The following is a 17,407-nucleotide window of genomic DNA, read 5'->3' as shown; positions in this document are numbered from 1 at the left end:
CGGGGCCGGGGAGCTACACAGCGCCGCGAACGACTGCTGTATTCCCTCCTCGGCTATCACCTCTTAGGTCATCGCGCTGCCCCGAGGAGCGTTACGCCCAATCTACGTGGCCCGAGTCACACCCCGTAAGCGCTCAAAAGCGCCCAGACACGGTCAGATGCGTCCAGACCCGAGCCCTGACGGCCCTCCGGACAGCAACGACCGCATCGCCGGGCCTCTGCCGGATCCCCGAGGAACCCACAGAAGCCCGGCGACGCCACCGCGCCAACGGAGTGATGAGGTCGGGCCGCGAGGCGCATGAGCCGGCCGTACGGACGCAGACCCGGCCGTCAGTGCTCGCGGGGGGCGGGCACGACGCGCTCCACCTCCGGGTGGACGGTGAGCAGCTGGCGCATGGCGGCCTCGGCGCCGGGCCCGTCGCCCGACCCAAGGGCGTCGACGATGCGCGAGTGGTGCACCAGGGACGCCTCGGTGGGGCGGTCGCAGCCGGTGACCGGGCCGCCCGAGACCTGGAGCGCGGCCGAGACGATGCCCGACAGGTGCTCCAGCATGCGGTTGCTCGCGAGCTGGATGAGCAGCGAGTGGAACTCCGCGTCGGCGCGGGAGAACGTGATCCCGTCGCCCTGGCTGAGGGCGTGGCCCATGATCTCGACCATGTCGGCGAGCCGCTGCTGCACCTCCTCGCGGCCGTGGCCCGCGGCGAGCCGGGCGGCGAGGGGCTCGATCGTCCAGCGCAGCTCGCTGAGTTCTCGGCGCTGGTCGTCGCGCTGCGGCCCGAACGCGCGCCATTCGATGATGTCCGGATCCAGCAGGTTCCAGTCGCTGACGGGCCGCACGCGCGTGCCGACATTGGGCCTGGCGCTGACCAGGCCCTTGGCTTCGAGTACACGCAGTGATTCCCGGACGACGGTGCGGGAGACCTCGAAACGCTGGCCGATCTCCTCGGGGACCAGCGGGCGGTCGGCTCCCAGGTCGCCGGAGACGATCATCTGGCCGAGCTGCTGGACGAGTTGGCCGTGCAGCCCACGGCCGCGGCTGCCGGCGGTACGTCGTCCCACGCGGCCGAGGTCCTGGTCGGCGCTGTCCCACGAGGGAGCGACGACGCGGTCGGCACCCGGGGCCTCGGCGTAGGGGTAGCGGTCGAGTTCGCCCGGGCCGGCGAGGCCGGAGTCTGCGGAGCGGGCGGCGGTCATCATGGTGTGCGCAAGGGTACTCACGGAACCTTTGTCGGCGTGGCTCCCAAGTCCCTTGAGGTCTTTGGTGAAAAGCACACGAAAGGGTGATCGCTTACCCCGCCGCAATTGACGCCTTATCGGAAAGAAATGGGCGTTCTCCGGGGAGTTGTGCGCAGGACGGGAACGGAAGCGAAGAACGGCCGCTATCGAGCCCTGCCGCGCATGCCCGTGAGCAGATACGCGCAGAGCAGAGCGGTCAGCGACAACATCAGCGCACTACCAACAGGTTGGGCGACCATCCGGACTCCGCCGGCCAGATAACGCTCCACACCGAACGGCCACTGCACCAGCGCGAGGTCCCGCAGCCTCCCGGGGAGCCCCGCCGCCGATCGCACAGACGGCCCCTCCAAGGCTTTCTGTACGAGCGGTACGACGACGATCGGGACCGCGAGAACCGCGGCGAGGCCCGCGGTCGTGGACCGGAAGACTCCTCCGGCGAGCACCCCCGCCCAGGCGCAGCCCGCCACCAGCGCCACCCAACTCGCGCCCAGCGGAAGCCAGTCGGCGGGAACTTTCGCGACCTCTTCTCCGTATACCAGGTGCAGGAGCGCGGCGTCGGAGACCAGGACGAGCAGGCTCAGCAGGAGCGCGGTGGCGGCCGCGACGATCAACTTCGCGCTGAGCAGCCCCAAGCGACGGGGGACGGTGCCCCGGTCGGCAGCCAGGGCGGGGTGGCGGAATTCCTCGCCGAAGGCGAGGGCACCGAGCAGTCCGGCGCCAAGCGCCGCGGGCGGCAAGGGAAGTTCCTGGGGCCAGGCGGCCAGCAGGTGGGGCTGCGGCGTGTGACCACTCCTGGCGAGGAAGACGCAGAGGACGGCGGAGACGGCGAGTACGACGCCCGTGGTGAGGTAGCCGGTACCGACACCGGCGGCACGGCGCAGCTCGTAGCGCAAGGGGCGGAGGGGGCTGCGGGCGGGTCGGACGGAGATGGGGGGCGGCAGGGGGGATGGCGGCAGGGGGGCGCGTTGGGTGGTGGTGGCGAGCGGGTCCGCAGGGGCGGAAAGGTCTGTGGCCGCGATCCGGTCCGTGGCGGCGAGCGGGTCCGCAGGGGCGAGCGGGATGAGGTTCCCGGCTGACGCCACGGTCTCAGCCTCGGCCGACGTCTCGGCTCCGGCCAGCATGGTGGCTGAGGCGGCTGACGTCTCTGCCGCCGGGGCGCGTCCTGCCGGGTTCCCTCCCGCATCGCCCGCAGCCGCTGCGCCGGAGGCGTGGATTCCGGGGGCAGGCGCGGGCTCGGGAACGGGCACAGCAGCCTCAGCCGAGGGCCCCGCGTCCCCGATCTCGTCGGCGAGTTGATGGACGAGGATTCCGTGACGGAAGGCCGTCTCTCCGACGTCGGCACAATTGCTGCCGTACACCGAGAGCCGGTTGCCGTCCTCCCGCACCACCTCGATGGAGCGTTGCCCGGCACGGGCTTCCTTGGTCAGCAGCACGCCGAGCCGTGCCGCGTGCGGACTGCGCACCGCGACCCGGGGGCGCAGCCGGGTGCGGGCGAAGTCCCCCGCTTCCTGGTCGGCCACCAGCCGGCCCGCTTCCAGCGTGACGACGCGGTCGGCGGTCCGCGCGGCTTCCTTGGGGTCGGCCGTGGAGAACAGGACGGTCCCGCCCTGGTCCGCATGCGCGCGCAGAATTCCGTGCAGCCAGCCGCCCTCCCGGGCCGAGAGCCCGTCAGCGGGCCCGTCGAGGACGAGAGTGTGCGGGTCGGCGAGCAGCGCGCAGGCCAGGCCGAGACGGCGGTCCATGCCGCGCGAGAGCATGCCGAGCCGCTGGTCCCGAAGGCTGACGAGACCGACGACTTCGAGTACGTCGTCGGCGCGCTGGACGGGCACACCGGCGGCCGCGCACAGCATGCGCAGCTGACCGCGGACCGTGCGGCCGGGGTGCCCCGGGACCTCACCCAGAAGGACACCCACCTCGCGTGACGGGTGGGCGATGCGGTGCAGCGGACGCCCTCTGAAGTAGGTGACTCCTCGGCCCTGTTGGATTTCGAGCATGAGCCTCAGCGCCGTCGTCTTGCCGGCGCCCTGCGCGCCGAGCAGTGCCGTGACACGGCCTGTTCGCGCCTCGAAGGACACGTCGTCGACGGCGGGCGGCAGCTCCTGGCGGGGATTGCTTGTCAGTCCGATGGCCTGGATCATCGCTTCTCTCGCGGAATGTGCGACCGCTCGGCGGCCAGGGTTCGTCCGCCGGGTCGGGGACGGACGAACCCCGTGGGTACTTCAGCAAGATAACGCGATATTTCCGGCATTTCGGTCAGGGCGTGGACCGCGGGTGTTCATCACGCGCCCAGACCGGCAGATGACCAGCGAAGCGACCTGGCGCGAGCCTCAGACCTCGGGACGCAGCATCGGCGGGTTGAGCAGCGTCGCGCCGCCCGCGCGGAAGAGCTGGGCGGGGCGGCCGCCCTGGCGGGTGGTGGTACCGCCGGTGGGCACGAGGAAGCCCGGCGTGCCGGTCACCTTGCGGTGGAAGTTGCGCGGGTCGAGCACGACGCCCCACACGGCCTCGTACACCCGGCGCAGCTCACCGACGGTGAACTCGGGCGGGCAGAAGGCCGTCGCCAGCGAGGAGTACTCGATCTTCGAACGGGCGCGCTCCACGCCGTCCGCCAGGATCTGCGCGTGGTCGAAGGCGAGCGGCGCCGCCTGCTCGCCCTCGCGGCCGTATCCACCCTGGTTGAGCAGTGCCTCGACCGGCGCCCAGCGCGCACTGTTCGCGTCACCGCCGGCCCTCGGCGCGGGGAGGTCGGGGGCGAGTGCGAGATGGGCGACGCTGACGACCCGCATCCGCGGATCGCGCTTGGGATCGCCGTACGTGGCGAGCTGCTCCAGGTGCGCGCCGTTCGCCTGGGCCGGAGAGTCCGGCTCGTGGGCGCACAGCCCCGTCTCCTCGACCAGCTCCCGCGCGGCGGCGGCCGACAAGTCCTCGTCGTCACGCACGAATCCGCCGGGGAGTGCCCAACGACCCTGGAACGGCGACTCACCACGGCGTACGGCAAGTGCGCAGAGCGCGTGGCGACGCACGGTCAGCACGACCAGATCGACGGTGACAGCGAAGGGCGGGAAGGCCGACGGGTCGTAGGGCGACATGCCGCGATCATAGTCGTCTTCCTGACGATAAACAGCTCCTCCGGCATCTGATCCCGCCGGGATTCGCCGGGCCCCGCGTCAGATTTAGGCCACACCCGCCGCAGGTGAGGCACACCGCCGCAGACCCTTCCTACGTAGGCCCGTTCTCCGGGAGGGCCCGCCCCTCTGGTCCTTCCCCCGTGGGCCCGTCTCCGGTGGTCACACCCCCAGCTGCAGTCCGTCGGCCGCCTCCTCGACCATGGCGAGACCGAGCCTGCTGACGCGCACGGAGAACGGGGCACCCGCGACTTGCAGCGCCGTCAGCCCCAGCTCCCCCAGGGGCGCGCTGCGGACGGGGCGCAGCGTCACCGTGCCCGCCGGGGCGTCGGGCCGGATCCCTGCGAGCGCCGTGAGGAGCTGCACCCCGGCAGCCGCGGCTGTGGCCGCCGGGCGACAGGCAGCAGGGTGCGGCAACGGAGCGCTGCCCTCCGTGCGCTGCTCCCCCGCGTACATCTCAGGCAGCCGGTGGCCGAACGTCTCGGCCGCCGCCATCACCCCTCGTAGCAGTGCGCTCGCCTCCTTCTCGTAGCCCGCGGCGGCCAGACCAGCGACGGCCACCGCCGTCTCATGGACACGGACCGCCCCGCCACGATGTCCGAAAGGGTTGTACGCGACTTCCTTGGCGCCCAGGCTCCGCAGCCCCCACCCGGAGTCCATGGCGGGCCCGCCAAGAAGCCGGGCGAGCTGCTCGGTCCGCACCTTGTCCAGCAGTCCTGGCGCCGACACGCCCGACCCGAGCAGCCCCGTGTCGAGGAGGTGCGCGGCTCCGCCGGTGAGGACGGGCACAGGGCGGCCGTCGGCCAGGCAGGCCGCGGCGGGCCGGCCACCCGTCCGGTCCTCCACCCAGAAGTCCTCCCGGAACCTGCCCCGCAGCCGCTCCGCCCACTGCCGCAGGTCGGCACCGCCCGGACGGCCGTGCGCGTCGAGCAGGTCGGCACCGAGCAGCGCGGCCCGGTGCGCATGGCCCTGGGTCTCGCAGCGCGCGGGCCCGCCCGGATACGGGTCCGGCAGGCGCCCCGCGTCGCCCGCCGCGGCAAGCAGCCACCGCAGGCAACGCTCGGCCGCCGGCAGCAGCTCCTCCGTCTCCTGCGCCGACAGCCCCCAACGCCAAGCTTCCGCGAGCAGCACCGGGAAGAGCAGCGTCGCCTCGACCCCTGTGCACCCCGGCGGCAGATGCGGTCCCGCGTTCCGCAGCGGCCCCGGGATCATGCCCACCCTCGGTCCCTCGCCCGTGAGTTGCCTGCGGGCCAGCGTACGCAGCGTCCCCGCGGCGATCCGCGTGCCGAGCGGCAAGGCCATCCGGGCGGCCGCGAGCGCCTCGGCCGGAGCGAGACCGCAGCGCCATGGCGCCCCCGCGGCCAGGTGGACGTCGGTCGGGTGCTCGGGGTCCCGCAACAGCAACGCCTGGAGATCCTCCACGGATCGGTCCAGCAGCGTTCGGGCCCTGGGGTCGTCGCCCGCGGCCCGCGCCGTGGCGAGGGAGCGTGACACCCCGTGCCCGACCGCCCTCACCGGGCCCGCGCCTTCCGGCCGCACCCGCAGCTCCAGGCTCCAGGTGCCGCCCGGCGGCAGGTCCACCTCCCAGCGCAACAGCCCCGCGGAGGCCAGCGCGTCCGCGGGCGCCGGGTGCGCGGTGACCACACAGGTGCCCGCAGGCGAGGACCAGCGCATCCCGGAGTCGTGGACACTGGCGGGCAGTTCGGGACCGGTGTTGCCGGAGGCGACCGCTCCGAGTTCCGCCAGATCCGTGCCGAGCGACACCTCCACGGGCAGCCGCAGGTGCCGGCAGGCGGCACTGCGCAGGATGATCCGCTCCGTACCGTCCGCGTACCGGATCCGCTCGACGACCACGTCCGGGTCCGGGCCGCCGTCCGCGGATGGGCGCAGCGTCGCCACGAACCGGGCATGGTCGGCCGCGAGCATCCGTGCCTGTACTGCGATCGGCTCGCGCCCCGCCACTCGCAGCTGGCAGCGGGCCAGCAGCCTGCGCCCCGCGCGGTAGAACCCCTCGAGTCCGCGGCCGGTCAACTGCCCCTGGTCCGTGGAGATCGCGAGGGCGGGCATGGCGACACAGATCAGCGTCGCGTGCGCGGGCGGCAGCTGCGTGGGGCGACGCGGTGGGGGAGCCTGCGTGGGTCCGCCGGGAGGAGGCGGTGAACCCGGCGCAGGCCTCTGGGGACCCTCTCTGCCGGAGACAGGAGGCGGGGCGGGCAGGGGCATGAGGTGGCCTCTTCTGCGCTGTCCGCGCTACGGGAAGTCGGAGGTCGTACGGCGGATCGACCCAGGCACAGGTACCGCCACTCAGGTGAACGGACCCGCCCCGCCCCAAGTCACGCCTACGGGAGGGGAAGCCACTCGGCCGGCCCCTGCCTTCCCCGTACGGCATCCCGGACGGCGTCCCTCGGGTCCCTGTCCCCGGGCGCGGGCCTCCCGGGTTCATGTGTCGTTCCTCGCTGCGCGCCGGAGGGTGCGACGGCGGTTCTGTGGCCCTGTGGTCGGCCTGTCGGTGGCCCGGGCATCAGTGCCGCCCTTCGGGCGTGCGGGGCGGCGGCGTCGTGGAGCGACACCCACCGGCTCATCTGCGGGGTCCGAGGGTTCCGTGGACAGGGGCAGTTCGGTCTGAACTCCCTTCGTGCCACGGTCGGTTCGCTCCCTGCGCAAGCAGCGGCGGATCGGCTCGGGGTCCAGATCTCCGGTGCAGGCATGGTGCAGGAGCTGCGCGAAGGTGTAACTCGGATCGGCACACAGCGCCATGTCCAGGGCTTCCTGCCCCTCGGTGGTGTCACCTAGGGACCATGCCACCCAGCCCGCCAGCGACAGTGGCGCAGCGGCGTGCTCCCCGTAGGCGCCGACGCAGCGACGGGCCAGGGCCCTCCAGAGACGAAGCGCGGGTGCTGCGGCGTCGCCTTCCATCCACTCCGCAGCCCGATCTCGCGTCGTACGGTCCTGGAGACCGAGGATCAGCGCCGCGGCTTCGTCGTGCGCGAGGAGTTCGTCGTCCTGGAGGTCGGCCTCCAGCCGGTCGCTGACCGACGGCGCGGCAACCATGCGCGCCATGATCCTGCGGGCCAGGTCAAGCGTGTCAGCGGAGACCTCGGCGTGCCCGTCCTCCTCCAGGATCCGGTGCACGAGCGCCATGCCCGCCGCGTCGAGTGCGGCCTCCTGGTCCATTGCGGCGGCGGATTCCCAGGGGGTGAGTCGCGCCCTCATCTCCTTTGGCGTGACGCCCACTTGGACGCCGGCGTAGGCCGTGGCCGCGGCCAGAACCGAAGTGCCGGGCCTCAGCAGTGGCACGCCCTCCGGTGGGCAGCACTGCTTGTTCGGACAGCAGTAGGTCCAGAAGCTGCCCGCCGAGATGCACACGACCTCGAACACGGGGACATCAAGGCTTCCGCAGGCGGTGCGGAGCACCTGCGCCAGCGGTCGCAGACGCTCCATGACCTGTCGGCCGGATTCGGCGCCGACCGGTTCCGCGCACAGGAAGGCCACGATGCCGTCGGGCCGGGCGCCACGCCGCTCACAGCCGCCCATCAGGCACTGGGCGAGCTGCTCCGCGATGGGCGACCAGTCCTCCTCGCGCCCGGGAATACCGAGGCGCACCCGGCCGCCGAACCGCCCCCGCTCGCCGTGCAGGGCGATGAGGACGACGCTCTCCTCTGGCTTGAACCCGAGCAAGTACGGCAGGGCGTCCGCGAGTTCGGCCGGGGTACGCAAGGTGACCAGCGTCTCGTCGATGGAACCAATGGGGTCGATGGGATCGATGGGGTTGATCGGGTTGATCGGGTCGTTTTGTTCGCTGTGGTTCGCCATGCGCCGACTCTCCCGCGGATCACCAGATTCCGGTTTGCCCTGTGGATAACTAAGGTCAGGGGCACGCCAAGAGTTATCCACAGCTCGGCGGACTCGTTCGCCTAATGTCAGACCCATCGGGTTGCATGGGGGCATGAGCAACGAAGATCTGCGCACGGCGGCCGATGCCGTACTCGCCCGCCTCGTCGGCGGTCCCGCGCCCGCAAGCAGCGAGGTGCCACCACCGGGCGGGCCTCGGCTGCGTGAGGACCAGTGGCGCGCGATCGAAGCGCTCGTCGCAGACAAGCGCCGGGCGCTGGTCGTGCAGCGCACGGGCTGGGGAAAGTCCGCCGTGTACTTCGTCGCGACCGCACTGCTGCGGGAGCGGGGCAGCGGCCCCACCGTGATCGTCTCCCCGCTGCTCGCGCTCATGCGCAACCAGGTGGAGTCGGCGGCGCGAGCCGGGATCCGCGCCCGCACGATCAATTCCTCCAACACGGAGGAGTGGGAGACCATCCAGGCCGAGGTGGCCTCGGGCGACGTGGACGTCCTCCTCGTCAGTCCGGAGCGGCTGAACAACCCGGACTTCCGCGATCAGGTCCTGCCCAAGCTCGCCGCGGCGACCGGCCTGCTCGTGGTCGACGAGGCGCACTGCATCTCGGACTGGGGCCATGACTTCCGCCCCGACTACCGACGGCTGCGCACGATGCTCGCCGACCTGCCGCCGGGCGTCCCCGTCCTGGCCACCACCGCGACGGCCAACGCGCGCGTGACGGCCGACGTGGCCGAGCAGCTGGGCACCGGCGGCACCTCGGACGCGCTCGTACTGCGCGGGCCCCTAGACCGGGAGAGTCTGAGCCTGAGCGTGCTCCAACTTCCCAACGCCGCACACCGGTTGGCGTGGCTCGCCGACCACCTGGACGAGCTGCCTGGCTCAGGGATCATCTATACGCTCACCGTCGCAGCGGCCGAGGAGATCACCGCCTTCTTGCGGCAGTGCGGGCACACCGTCACCTCCTACACCGGGAAGACGGAGAACGCGGACCGTCAGCAGGCCGAGGAGGATCTGCTCGCCAACCGCGTGAAGGCCCTGGTCGCCACCTCCGCCCTGGGGATGGGCTTCGACAAGCCCGACCTCGGTTTCGTGGTGCACCTCGGCTCCCCCTCCTCCCCGATCGCGTACTACCAGCAGGTCGGCCGCGCGGGCCGCGGTGTGGACCACGCGGAGGTGCTGCTCCTGCCGGGCAAGGAGGACGAGGCGATCTGGAACTACTTCGCCTCGCTCGCCTTCCCGCCCGAGGAGCAGGTCCGGCGCACGCTGGACGTGCTGGCACAGGCAGGCAGGCCGCTGTCGCTGCCCGCCCTGGAGCCGTTGGTCGAGCTGCGCCGGTCACGCCTCGAGACGATGCTCAAGGTCCTCGACGTGGACGGCGCGGTCCGGCGCGTCAAGGGCGGCTGGACCTCCACGGGGATGCCCTGGGCATACGACGCCGAGCGCTATGCCTGGGTCGCCAAGCAGCGACAGACGGAGCAGCAGGCGATGCGTGACTACGCCACGACTCCCGGCTGCCGGATGGAGTTCCTGCGGCGGCAGCTGGACGACGAGGCGGCCGCTCCCTGTGGCCGCTGCGACAACTGCGCGGGGGCACGCTTCACCGACGCCGTGTCCTCCGGGGCACTCGACACGGCGCGGGGCGAACTGGTCCGCGCGGGCGTGGATGTGGAACCCCGGAAGATGTGGCCGACCGGGCTCGCCGCGGTCGGCGTCGACCTCAAGGGACGTATCCCTGCCGGGGAACAGGCCTCCCAGGGCCGGGCGTTGGGAAGGCTCTCGGACATCGGGTGGGGCAACCGGCTCCGGCCGATGCTCACCCCTCAGGCCCCTGACGGGCCGGTGCCTGACGACGTCGCGAAGGCCGTGGTCGGCGTGCTTGCCGACTGGGCGAAGGGCCCCGGCGGCTGGGCCTCGGGCAGTGCCGACGCCCCGCCACGACCGGCCGGCGTCGTGACCATGTCCTCGCACACCAGGCCCCAGCTGATCCAGTCGCTCGGCGCACGGATCGCCGAGATCGGCCGCCTGCCGCTCCTCGGCTCCATCGAGTACGCCGCCGGAGCCGATACGGCGCATGTGCCGAGGACCAACAGCGCCCAGCGCCTGCGCGCCCTCGACGGGACGCTGACGGTGCCCTCCGAACTCGCCGCTGCGCTCCAGGAAGCGGGTGGCCCCGTGCTGCTCGTCGATGATCTGACGGACAGCGGCTGGACCCTGGCGGTGGCCGCGCGCATGCTCCGCCGAGCCGGAGCCAAGGGGGTGTTGCCGCTGGTCCTGGCCGTGCAAGGCTGACGCAAGCGTCGATGCGGGGCGCCGTGGGCAGGGATATAGCAGGCGCATCACCAGATACCGGTCGGCGGTCCCAATTGCTCGTTGCCGCAAGGCAGTCCGACGGGAAGAATTGGTATCGCTCCCCGCGCGGCTCCCCGTGGCCCGGCAGCACTGTGCCGCGGTGCGCTCCCCCAGTCCGACCCCGCCCTCTGGGCGCGTAGCCGAAGGGAGGACCGTGACCTTCGGATCCGCTCCGTCCGCTGCGGCATCGATGTCGGAGTCTTCGACGTCGGCTGAGATGTCCGCCGATTCCGCCAACCGACTGACCCGGATGCTCGAGCCCGCGGAGTGGTCAGCCGCGGGAATTCCCCTGCTGCGCAATCCGCGTGACGTCGTCAGCGGCCTGCACGCCCGGCACCGCCCGACGCCCGCGACAGCCGTCGTCGCCGTCCTCGATCCTGAGGAACGGCTCCGGGCGAGCGCTTCGTTCACCCGGCGGCCGAGCACGGCGGACGGCTGGGTCTTCCGTAACGCACTGCTCGCGCAGCTGCGCCGGGTCATCCCGCACGACCTGCGGCGCCGCTCTCCGGTGCGCACCGCCGTCCTGCTCTACTGCCGTGACGGAGACGCGCGTTGGACCCAGGAGGACGGGGCGTGGATGTGGGGGCTGCGGGACGCCTGCACGCTGCACGGGCTGCGGTGCGGCGCCTACATCACGCTGACGCGTGACGGCTGGCAGGTGCTCGGCGAGGGTCGTGGCGGCCGTCGGCCCAGCACCGGCTCGACCCCGGAGGCCTTCGCCGACACCGATCCGCCACCACCGCGCACCGGCGGCGCCGCGTCCGACGTACTGCGCCGAGCGGCGGCACGCTGAGGCGCCCGCCGCACCACCCGCCGCGAGGCGGGCCACAGGCATGGACCGGCGCGCGTCCGGCCGCCCACGTCGCGCGGTACGCGACGCACACGGCTAGAAGCTCACCCGGCCATGCCACAGATACCGGCCGCTCCACGCCCGGCTCCGTCCACCCGCCCTCGAACATCAGGCAGTCGCAGCCGGAGCCCGGTGCGCGGATGTCGGACAGCGAACGTCAGACGCCCGCGCCCAGCATCGCGTTGATCCGCTGCGGGTCACCGCAGACGATCAGCAGAGCTCCGGCCCGGGTGAGCGCCGTCGGCAGTGCGCCGACCGCGGTCTCCTCGCTGCCGCCGTTGATGGCGACGACGACCACGGGGCGGGACACGGCACGGTCCAGGGCGGCGGCTTCGGCGTAGAAGACGTCGTCGCCCGCGTCGTGCTGAGCCCAGTAGGAGGTCTCGCCGAACGACAGCTCGTGCGTGGCCCACGGGTGCGGGTCGCCGGTGGTGATCACCAGCACCTCACCCGGAGCGCGGCCCGAGTCGAGCAGCAGGTCAACGGCTTCCTCGGCGGCGTCGAGCGCCCCCTCGACGGAAGCCGGGATCAGCTGGATCTGCGGAACCGAAGCACCGGCGTCCGTGGCGGATCCCGCGGGGGGACCAGCGGGAGCGGCGGAAGATCCGGAAGAAGCCGGGGCGGACGGCCCGGGCTTGGCGGCCGGCTCACGCGACGTGCGCTGCGCCGGCGGCGTCGGCCGGGCGGGGCCCGGTCGGCCAGGACGCGGCGCAGCCGCGGGACGCGGGCCGGGTACGGGGCGGGGGGTCGGCGTGATGCGGCCACTGGCCGGGGTCACGCGGGGACCCTGGGCACTCTCGTGAATCTGAGGCTCCTCGGGACTGAGAGGCATGCGTTGTTGTCTATCAAACGCCGGTGCGCGTGGCATCGGCGGGTGGCACATGAGTGCGAGTGGAACTGCCGGAAGTGTCAGAAATCGAAGCCGAGCTGCCCCTCGATTTCAGGAACGCTTCCATCCGCCCAGCTGCGGGCCTTCTTGAGGTGCCGCCACTGGGGCAGCGCATCAAGATACGCCCACGACATCCGGTGGTACGGGGTGGGCCCCCGCTCCGCCAGCGCGGCCTTGTGCACCGGCGACGGATAGCCGGCGTTGGCCGCAAAACCGAAGTCTGCATGTTCGATACCCAGTTCGGCCATCATTTTGTCGCGCCGAACCTTGGCGATCACCGACGCCGCGGCGACGGCCACACAGGATTGGTCGCCCTTGATCACCGTACGAACCTGCCAGGGAGTCCCGAGATAGTCGTGCTTCCCATCGAGGATCACCGCTTCCGGACGCACCGGGAGTGCCTCCAGGGCACGCCCGGCGGCGAGCCGCAACGCGGCGGTCATCCCCATGTCGTCGATCTCCTCGGGCGAGGAGTGCCCCAGGGCATAGGCCGTGACCCAGCTCTCCAGCTCCCCGGCGAGCGTGGTGCGCCGCTTGGGAGTGATCAGCTTGGAATCGGTGAGCCCTTCGGGCGGCCTGCGCAGTCCCGTGATCGCCGCACATACGGTGACCGGTCCCGCCCACGCGCCGCGCCCGACTTCGTCGACTCCGGCAACGATCTTCGCTCCGGTGGTAGCGCGAAGGGAGCGCTCGACTGTGTGGGTGGGTGGTTCGTACGGCATGGCGCCATCAGCCTACGCCGCCGCATGCGGCCCGCGACACCCAGGCCCGCCCAGGCCTACCGACGAAGCAGCGGAACCATGACCTGGTCGATCAGCTCGGCGAACTCCTCGTCCCCCCATTCGCTTCCGCACACCTTGGAGCGGTACATCATCATCGCCGGAATGACATCGCATACGTAGGAGTTCGTGGCCTCCGCGCGCACCTCACCACGCTCGACCCCGCGGCGTACGACCTCTTTGATCAGCTCCACGCTCGGCCCGATGACCCCGTCGAAGATCACTCCATGGAATCTCTCGGCCGCCACCGTGTCGCACTCGTGAAGCACCGAGCGGAGAGCGAATCCGGGCCGCGAGAACATCGCCTCACGCATCTGCCTGCACAGCTGAAGAAGATCTTCCCTGACCCCTCCGCAGTCCGGTGCGGAGTCGAGTTTCGGAAGACCGGCCTGCAACGCGTCCACGACGAGGTCCTCTTTGGAGGGCCAGCGGCGATAGACGGCGGCCTTGCCGGTCTGGGCGCCCGCGGCCACGCCTTCCATCGTCAGGCCGTTCCAGCCGACGGTGCTGAGCTGCTCGAGCGTGGCCTCGAGGATCGCCCGTTCCAGCACGGGGCCCCGGCGGCGCAGGGAGGCCGTTTGAGCGGCTGCGGCGCTCCAGCGCGAAGTAACCATCGATATCTCTCCGTTGGAGTACGTGGAGGTTGGACTACTTGAAGCACGAGGCAGTGTCAGTGAACGGTTGCGTTCACTGATGGGGAGTCACTACCGTAGACGGAACAGTGAACGGGGGCGTTCACTAACGCACTTGTGGGGGACCCATAGTGACAACCTCTCAGTTAGCCAAAGATCAAGAGCCAGGCGCCGCCCGCCGAGCGGGCCGACCCGGTATCGCCTTGACCGTCATCGCGGCCTGCCAACTCATGGTGGTCCTAGACGCGACGATTGTGAACATCGCGCTCCCGCACATTCAGGACGCGCTCAAATTCTCCACCACAGACCTCACTTGGGTCGTCAGCGCGTACACCCTCACCTTCGGTGGCCTGCTGCTCCTCGGCGGCCGGGCCGGTGACATCCTCGGCCGCCGCCGGGTCTTCATGACCGGCATCCTGCTCTTCACCCTCGCCTCACTCCTGGGTGGATTCGCGCAGGAACCCTGGCAGTTACTGGCCGCGCGCGCCCTGCAAGGCGTAGGTGGCGCGATCGCGTCGCCCACCTCCCTGGCCCTCATCACCACGACGTTTCCCGAAGGCCCCGAGCGCAACCGCGCGTTCGGCGTGTTCGCGGCCGTCTCCGCGGGCGGCGGCGCCATCGGACTGCTGGCCGGCGGCATGCTCACGGAGTGGCTCGACTGGCGCTGGGTGCTGTTCGTGAACGTACCCATCGGCATCCTGATCGCCTTCCTCACCCCGCTCTACATCAGCGAGTCCGAGCGCCATCCGGGCCGTTTCGACATCGCGGGCGCCCTCACGTCGACCCTCGGCATGACCTCCCTGGTCTACGGCTTCATCCGGGCGTCCGAGGACGGCTGGCGCGACAACCTCACCCTGGGGTCGTTCGGCGCGGCGATCGTGCTGCTCCTTGCCTTCGCCCTGATCGAGAGCCGGGCGAAGGAACCGATCACTCCGCTGAAGATGTTCGCCGACCGCAACCGCTCGGGCTCGTACGTGATCATGCTGAGCCTGGCCGCGGCGATGTTCGGGATGTTCTTCTTCATCGTGCTCTTCGTCCAGAACGTACTGAGCTACACACCGATCGAGGCCGGTCTCGCCTTCCTGCCGGTCACGGTCGCGATCGTGGCGGGCGCGGGCATCTCCCAACGGCTGCTTCCGGTCCTCGGCCCCAAGCCGTTCATGGTGACCGGCTCGGCCATCGTCGCCCTCGGACTCGGCTGGCAGACCTTGATCAGCCCGGACAGTTCGTACGTGGGCGGAGTGCTCGGCCCGATGCTGCTGTTCGGGTTCGGCATGGGTCTGAACTTCGTGACCCTGACACTGACAGCCGTCTCCGGAGTGGCCCAAAACGAGGCGGGCGCGGCATCAGGGCTGCTCAACGCGACGCAGCAGGTGGGCGGTTCACTCGGCCTCTCCATCCTGACCACGGTGTTCGGCACGGCGAGCCGCGACGAGGGCAAGGAGCAGATGGCGGACTTCATGGCGAACGCTTCGCCGGAACAGAAGGCCGCCTTCGCCAAGACCGGCGAACTGCCCGCGCCCTGGGGACACGAAGTGCTGTCCGAGGGCATCTCGACGGCCTTCATACCGGCCGTCGCCATGGCCGTGCTCGCCCTGGTCACCGCCGTGGTGCTCGTCCGGGTGCGCAAGAGCGACATGGACGCGTTGTCCGGCACGGCGAGCGCGGCGGGCCCGGCGGGCGGCTGACACGGGGGCGTACGTGCGTACGTACGTGCGTGCGTGCGTGCTGCACCGTGGCGTACGTACCGGGTCGGCCACGACGGCGGAGGGGGCGGCCCGGGAGCTCGCCACCGCCCCCCTCCGTCGCCATAGCCGATCACAAGCGACTCAGCGGTACGAGGTCTCCTCGCCGGTGCGTGCACAGCCCGCCGAGGGTGCCGTGGGCGGCCGGTCCTCGATGATCTCTCTGGCCCTCGCCTCCCCGAGGCTGGTGGCGTACCAAGGGCCACGCTCGGACCCGAGGCCCTTCGCGATGCCCTCAAGGGCGCAGGAGCGCAACGGCTCCGGCAGTCCGTCGACGGCCGGGGCGGCATCGGCGGACAGCCCGCGCGCGTACTCCAGGTCGAACTTCCCGGTGTCCTCGTAACGCTGGACATTGCGCTCGGCGATGAGGCCGTCGGGCGAGAGGAGTCCGAAGGCCAGCACACCGGCCGCGGCACTCGCGGCGACGGCGCGCGGCAGCCAGCGGGTTCCCCACACCCCGGCCGCCATGATCAGCACGATGACCACGCCGAGCCAGAGCTCCACGGCCACGACCGAGACACGCAGTCTGGTCAGGCCGTATGCCTCGACGTACATGTCCATGCGCCGCACCGCCGACGCGACGACGACAAGCGTGAGGGCGCACAGCGTGCCGAGCACAGCCCGCACCAGACCTCGGTCGCGTGCCCCGGCCCGCGGCGCCCAGCGCAGGGCGAGGACGATGACGACCAGGGTGAGCAGCGTGGCGAGGAGCAGCTGCCAGAAGCCCTGGCGCGCATACGCGGAGTACGAGAGGTCGGTCTTCTCAAGGACCGCGTCGTACCCGCCGAAGAGCACGGCCAACTGCACCGCGTTGAACGCCGCGAACAGCAGGTTCAAGACGATCAGCGGCAACGCCCACTCGACGCGGCCCCGCTCACGGCCGGGACCTACGACGAGCCGGTCCCAGCGCACGGGAGCGGCAGCGGTGCGAGCCGCGGCGAGCGCTCCGACGACACCGACCGCGAAGAGCAGCAGACGCCACGGCCCGTCGGCAACGGAGGCGTCGGGCATCAGATCGCCCAGGAGCCCCGCGAAGGCGGCATCGGCCCCGGCGAACAGCGCACCGAAGACCAGCAGCAGCACGGCGGTCACCGCGACCGCCCGCAGCACGGGGCCGCTCCGGGACCCGCTCGCCCGGCTCCGCGCCCCGCGCCAGCCCCAGCCAAGGCCGGAGAGCACCGCTTCGAAGAGACCGATCGGCCCGAGCAGCACGCCGGGCCAGGTACGGCAGCCGTGCAGCGCGAGCGAGCCCAGAGCAATGGCGGAGACGATGGCGAGGAACGAGGGCCAGCCCGCGTCCCGCAGCGCGGGCACGGCAAGCAGCGCGAGGCCACCGGCCGCCCAGGTCAGCGTCCATGGGCGCGGCCTGCGACCGGCCTGCTCGGCGGAGAAGTACGCGGCGAGGGCGGCCGGCACGGCGACGATCAGCAGGTTGATCGCGAGCCCGTCGCCGAGCAGCAGCATGCTCAGCAGGCCGGTCGCGAGCACCGCGCCGAGCGTGCCCGTCCGGACCGGGGCGGGCGGATCTGCCCGCAGGTCGGCCAGCAACGGCTCGTGCTTGTACCCGCCACCCGGGTACGCCCAGTCGGGATGAGGCCGTGGGCCGCTCTCCGCTCGAGGGCGCCTCAGCGGTTCTCCTGCTGAATCTCTTACTGAATCTCTGACCGAATCTCTTGCTGAATCTGCTGGTGAATCTTCCCCATCTGATGGCTCAGGCGTGGACGCTGTTTCGGACACGGGACCCCCTCCCGGCCGGTCCGCACGTACAGCATCCGCACGTGCAGCATCCGCATGTGCACATGTGCAGCAGACGGCACGCACGCGTGGCGGGGCCGCCGGGCGAACCGGCATCTCGTTGAGGACACGCAAGTCATGATCAACTTGCGGCCTGCCGGAAAGAGTAGCCGCGAGACCGTCGACGGCCCCCGCATCGGCCATGCTGTGGCATGACCGTGA

Annotated in this window: 12 protein-coding genes; 3 read left to right on the top strand and 9 right to left on the bottom strand. The window is 71.4% G+C overall.

The window, feature by feature from the left end:
• Positions 1-329: 329 nt before the first annotated feature.
• From E5671_RS33655 to E5671_RS33635, 5 genes are all read right to left on the bottom strand, one after another.
• On the bottom strand, positions 330-1,217 hold the full coding sequence (locus E5671_RS33655; protein ID WP_336605912.1) for a FadR/GntR family transcriptional regulator: 888 nt from the start codon (positions 1,215-1,217) through the stop codon (positions 330-332).
• A gap of 161 nt (positions 1,218-1,378) precedes the next feature.
• Positions 1,379-3,373, bottom strand: coding sequence for an ABC transporter ATP-binding protein (locus E5671_RS33650; RefSeq protein ID WP_160507626.1), 1,995 nt, complete (start codon positions 3,371-3,373; stop codon positions 1,379-1,381).
• A gap of 189 nt (positions 3,374-3,562) precedes the next feature.
• On the bottom strand, positions 3,563-4,324 hold the full coding sequence (locus E5671_RS33645) for an NUDIX hydrolase (RefSeq protein ID WP_160507625.1): 762 nt from the start codon (positions 4,322-4,324) through the stop codon (positions 3,563-3,565).
• 198 nt (positions 4,325-4,522) lie between these two features.
• Entirely contained in the window at positions 4,523-6,427 is a 1,905-nt protein-coding gene (locus tag E5671_RS33640) for a glycogen debranching N-terminal domain-containing protein (RefSeq protein ID WP_237330283.1), read from the bottom strand.
• A gap of 372 nt (positions 6,428-6,799) precedes the next feature.
• Entirely contained in the window at positions 6,800-8,173 is a 1,374-nt protein-coding gene (locus E5671_RS33635) for a DUF4192 domain-containing protein (protein ID WP_160507623.1), read from the bottom strand.
• A gap of 133 nt (positions 8,174-8,306) precedes the next feature.
• Here E5671_RS33635 and E5671_RS33630 point away from each other — a divergent pair, with 133 nt between their 5' ends.
• Together E5671_RS33630 and E5671_RS33625 are read left to right on the top strand one after the other, a co-directional pair.
• Positions 8,307-10,496, top strand: coding sequence for a RecQ family ATP-dependent DNA helicase (locus E5671_RS33630; RefSeq protein ID WP_160507622.1), 2,190 nt, complete (start codon positions 8,307-8,309; stop codon positions 10,494-10,496).
• A gap of 214 nt (positions 10,497-10,710) precedes the next feature.
• Positions 10,711-11,349 carry a hypothetical protein gene (locus E5671_RS33625; RefSeq protein ID WP_160507621.1) on the top strand — a complete coding sequence of 213 codons (639 nt, stop codon included), beginning with the start codon at positions 10,711-10,713 and terminating at the stop codon, positions 11,347-11,349.
• Positions 11,350-11,563: 214 nt separating this feature from the next.
• Here the strand turns inward: E5671_RS33625 and E5671_RS33620 are convergent, their stop codons facing one another.
• The 3 genes from E5671_RS33620 to E5671_RS33610 form a co-directional block, all read right to left on the bottom strand.
• Positions 11,564-12,238, bottom strand: coding sequence for a hypothetical protein (locus tag E5671_RS33620; protein WP_160507620.1), 675 nt, complete (start codon positions 12,236-12,238; stop codon positions 11,564-11,566).
• A gap of 77 nt (positions 12,239-12,315) precedes the next feature.
• Complete coding sequence (locus tag E5671_RS33615; protein WP_160507619.1) at positions 12,316-13,017, bottom strand: ribonuclease HII; 702 nt, start codon at positions 13,015-13,017, stop codon at positions 12,316-12,318.
• A gap of 56 nt (positions 13,018-13,073) precedes the next feature.
• On the bottom strand, positions 13,074-13,688 hold the full coding sequence (locus tag E5671_RS33610) for a TetR/AcrR family transcriptional regulator (RefSeq protein ID WP_160507618.1): 615 nt from the start codon (positions 13,686-13,688) through the stop codon (positions 13,074-13,076).
• A gap of 149 nt (positions 13,689-13,837) precedes the next feature.
• On the opposite strand from E5671_RS33610, the gene E5671_RS33605 reads away from it, so the two are divergent.
• Positions 13,838-15,394, top strand: coding sequence for a DHA2 family efflux MFS transporter permease subunit (locus E5671_RS33605; protein WP_160507617.1), 1,557 nt, complete (start codon positions 13,838-13,840; stop codon positions 15,392-15,394).
• 141 nt (positions 15,395-15,535) lie between these two features.
• Here E5671_RS33605 and E5671_RS33600 read toward each other — a convergent pair whose 3' ends face one another.
• Positions 15,536-17,302: a DUF4153 domain-containing protein gene (locus E5671_RS33600; RefSeq protein WP_160507616.1), complete on the bottom strand. Its 1,767-nt coding sequence runs from the start codon at positions 17,300-17,302 to the stop codon at positions 15,536-15,538.
• Positions 17,303-17,407: the final 105 nt, after the last annotated feature.

Source organism: Streptomyces sp. BA2, from assembly GCF_009769735.1.
Lineage (GTDB): Bacteria > Actinomycetota > Actinomycetes > Streptomycetales > Streptomycetaceae > Streptomyces.
The sequence above is the reverse complement of the archived record's forward strand: the minus strand, read 5'-3'. Positions and strand labels throughout refer to the sequence as shown.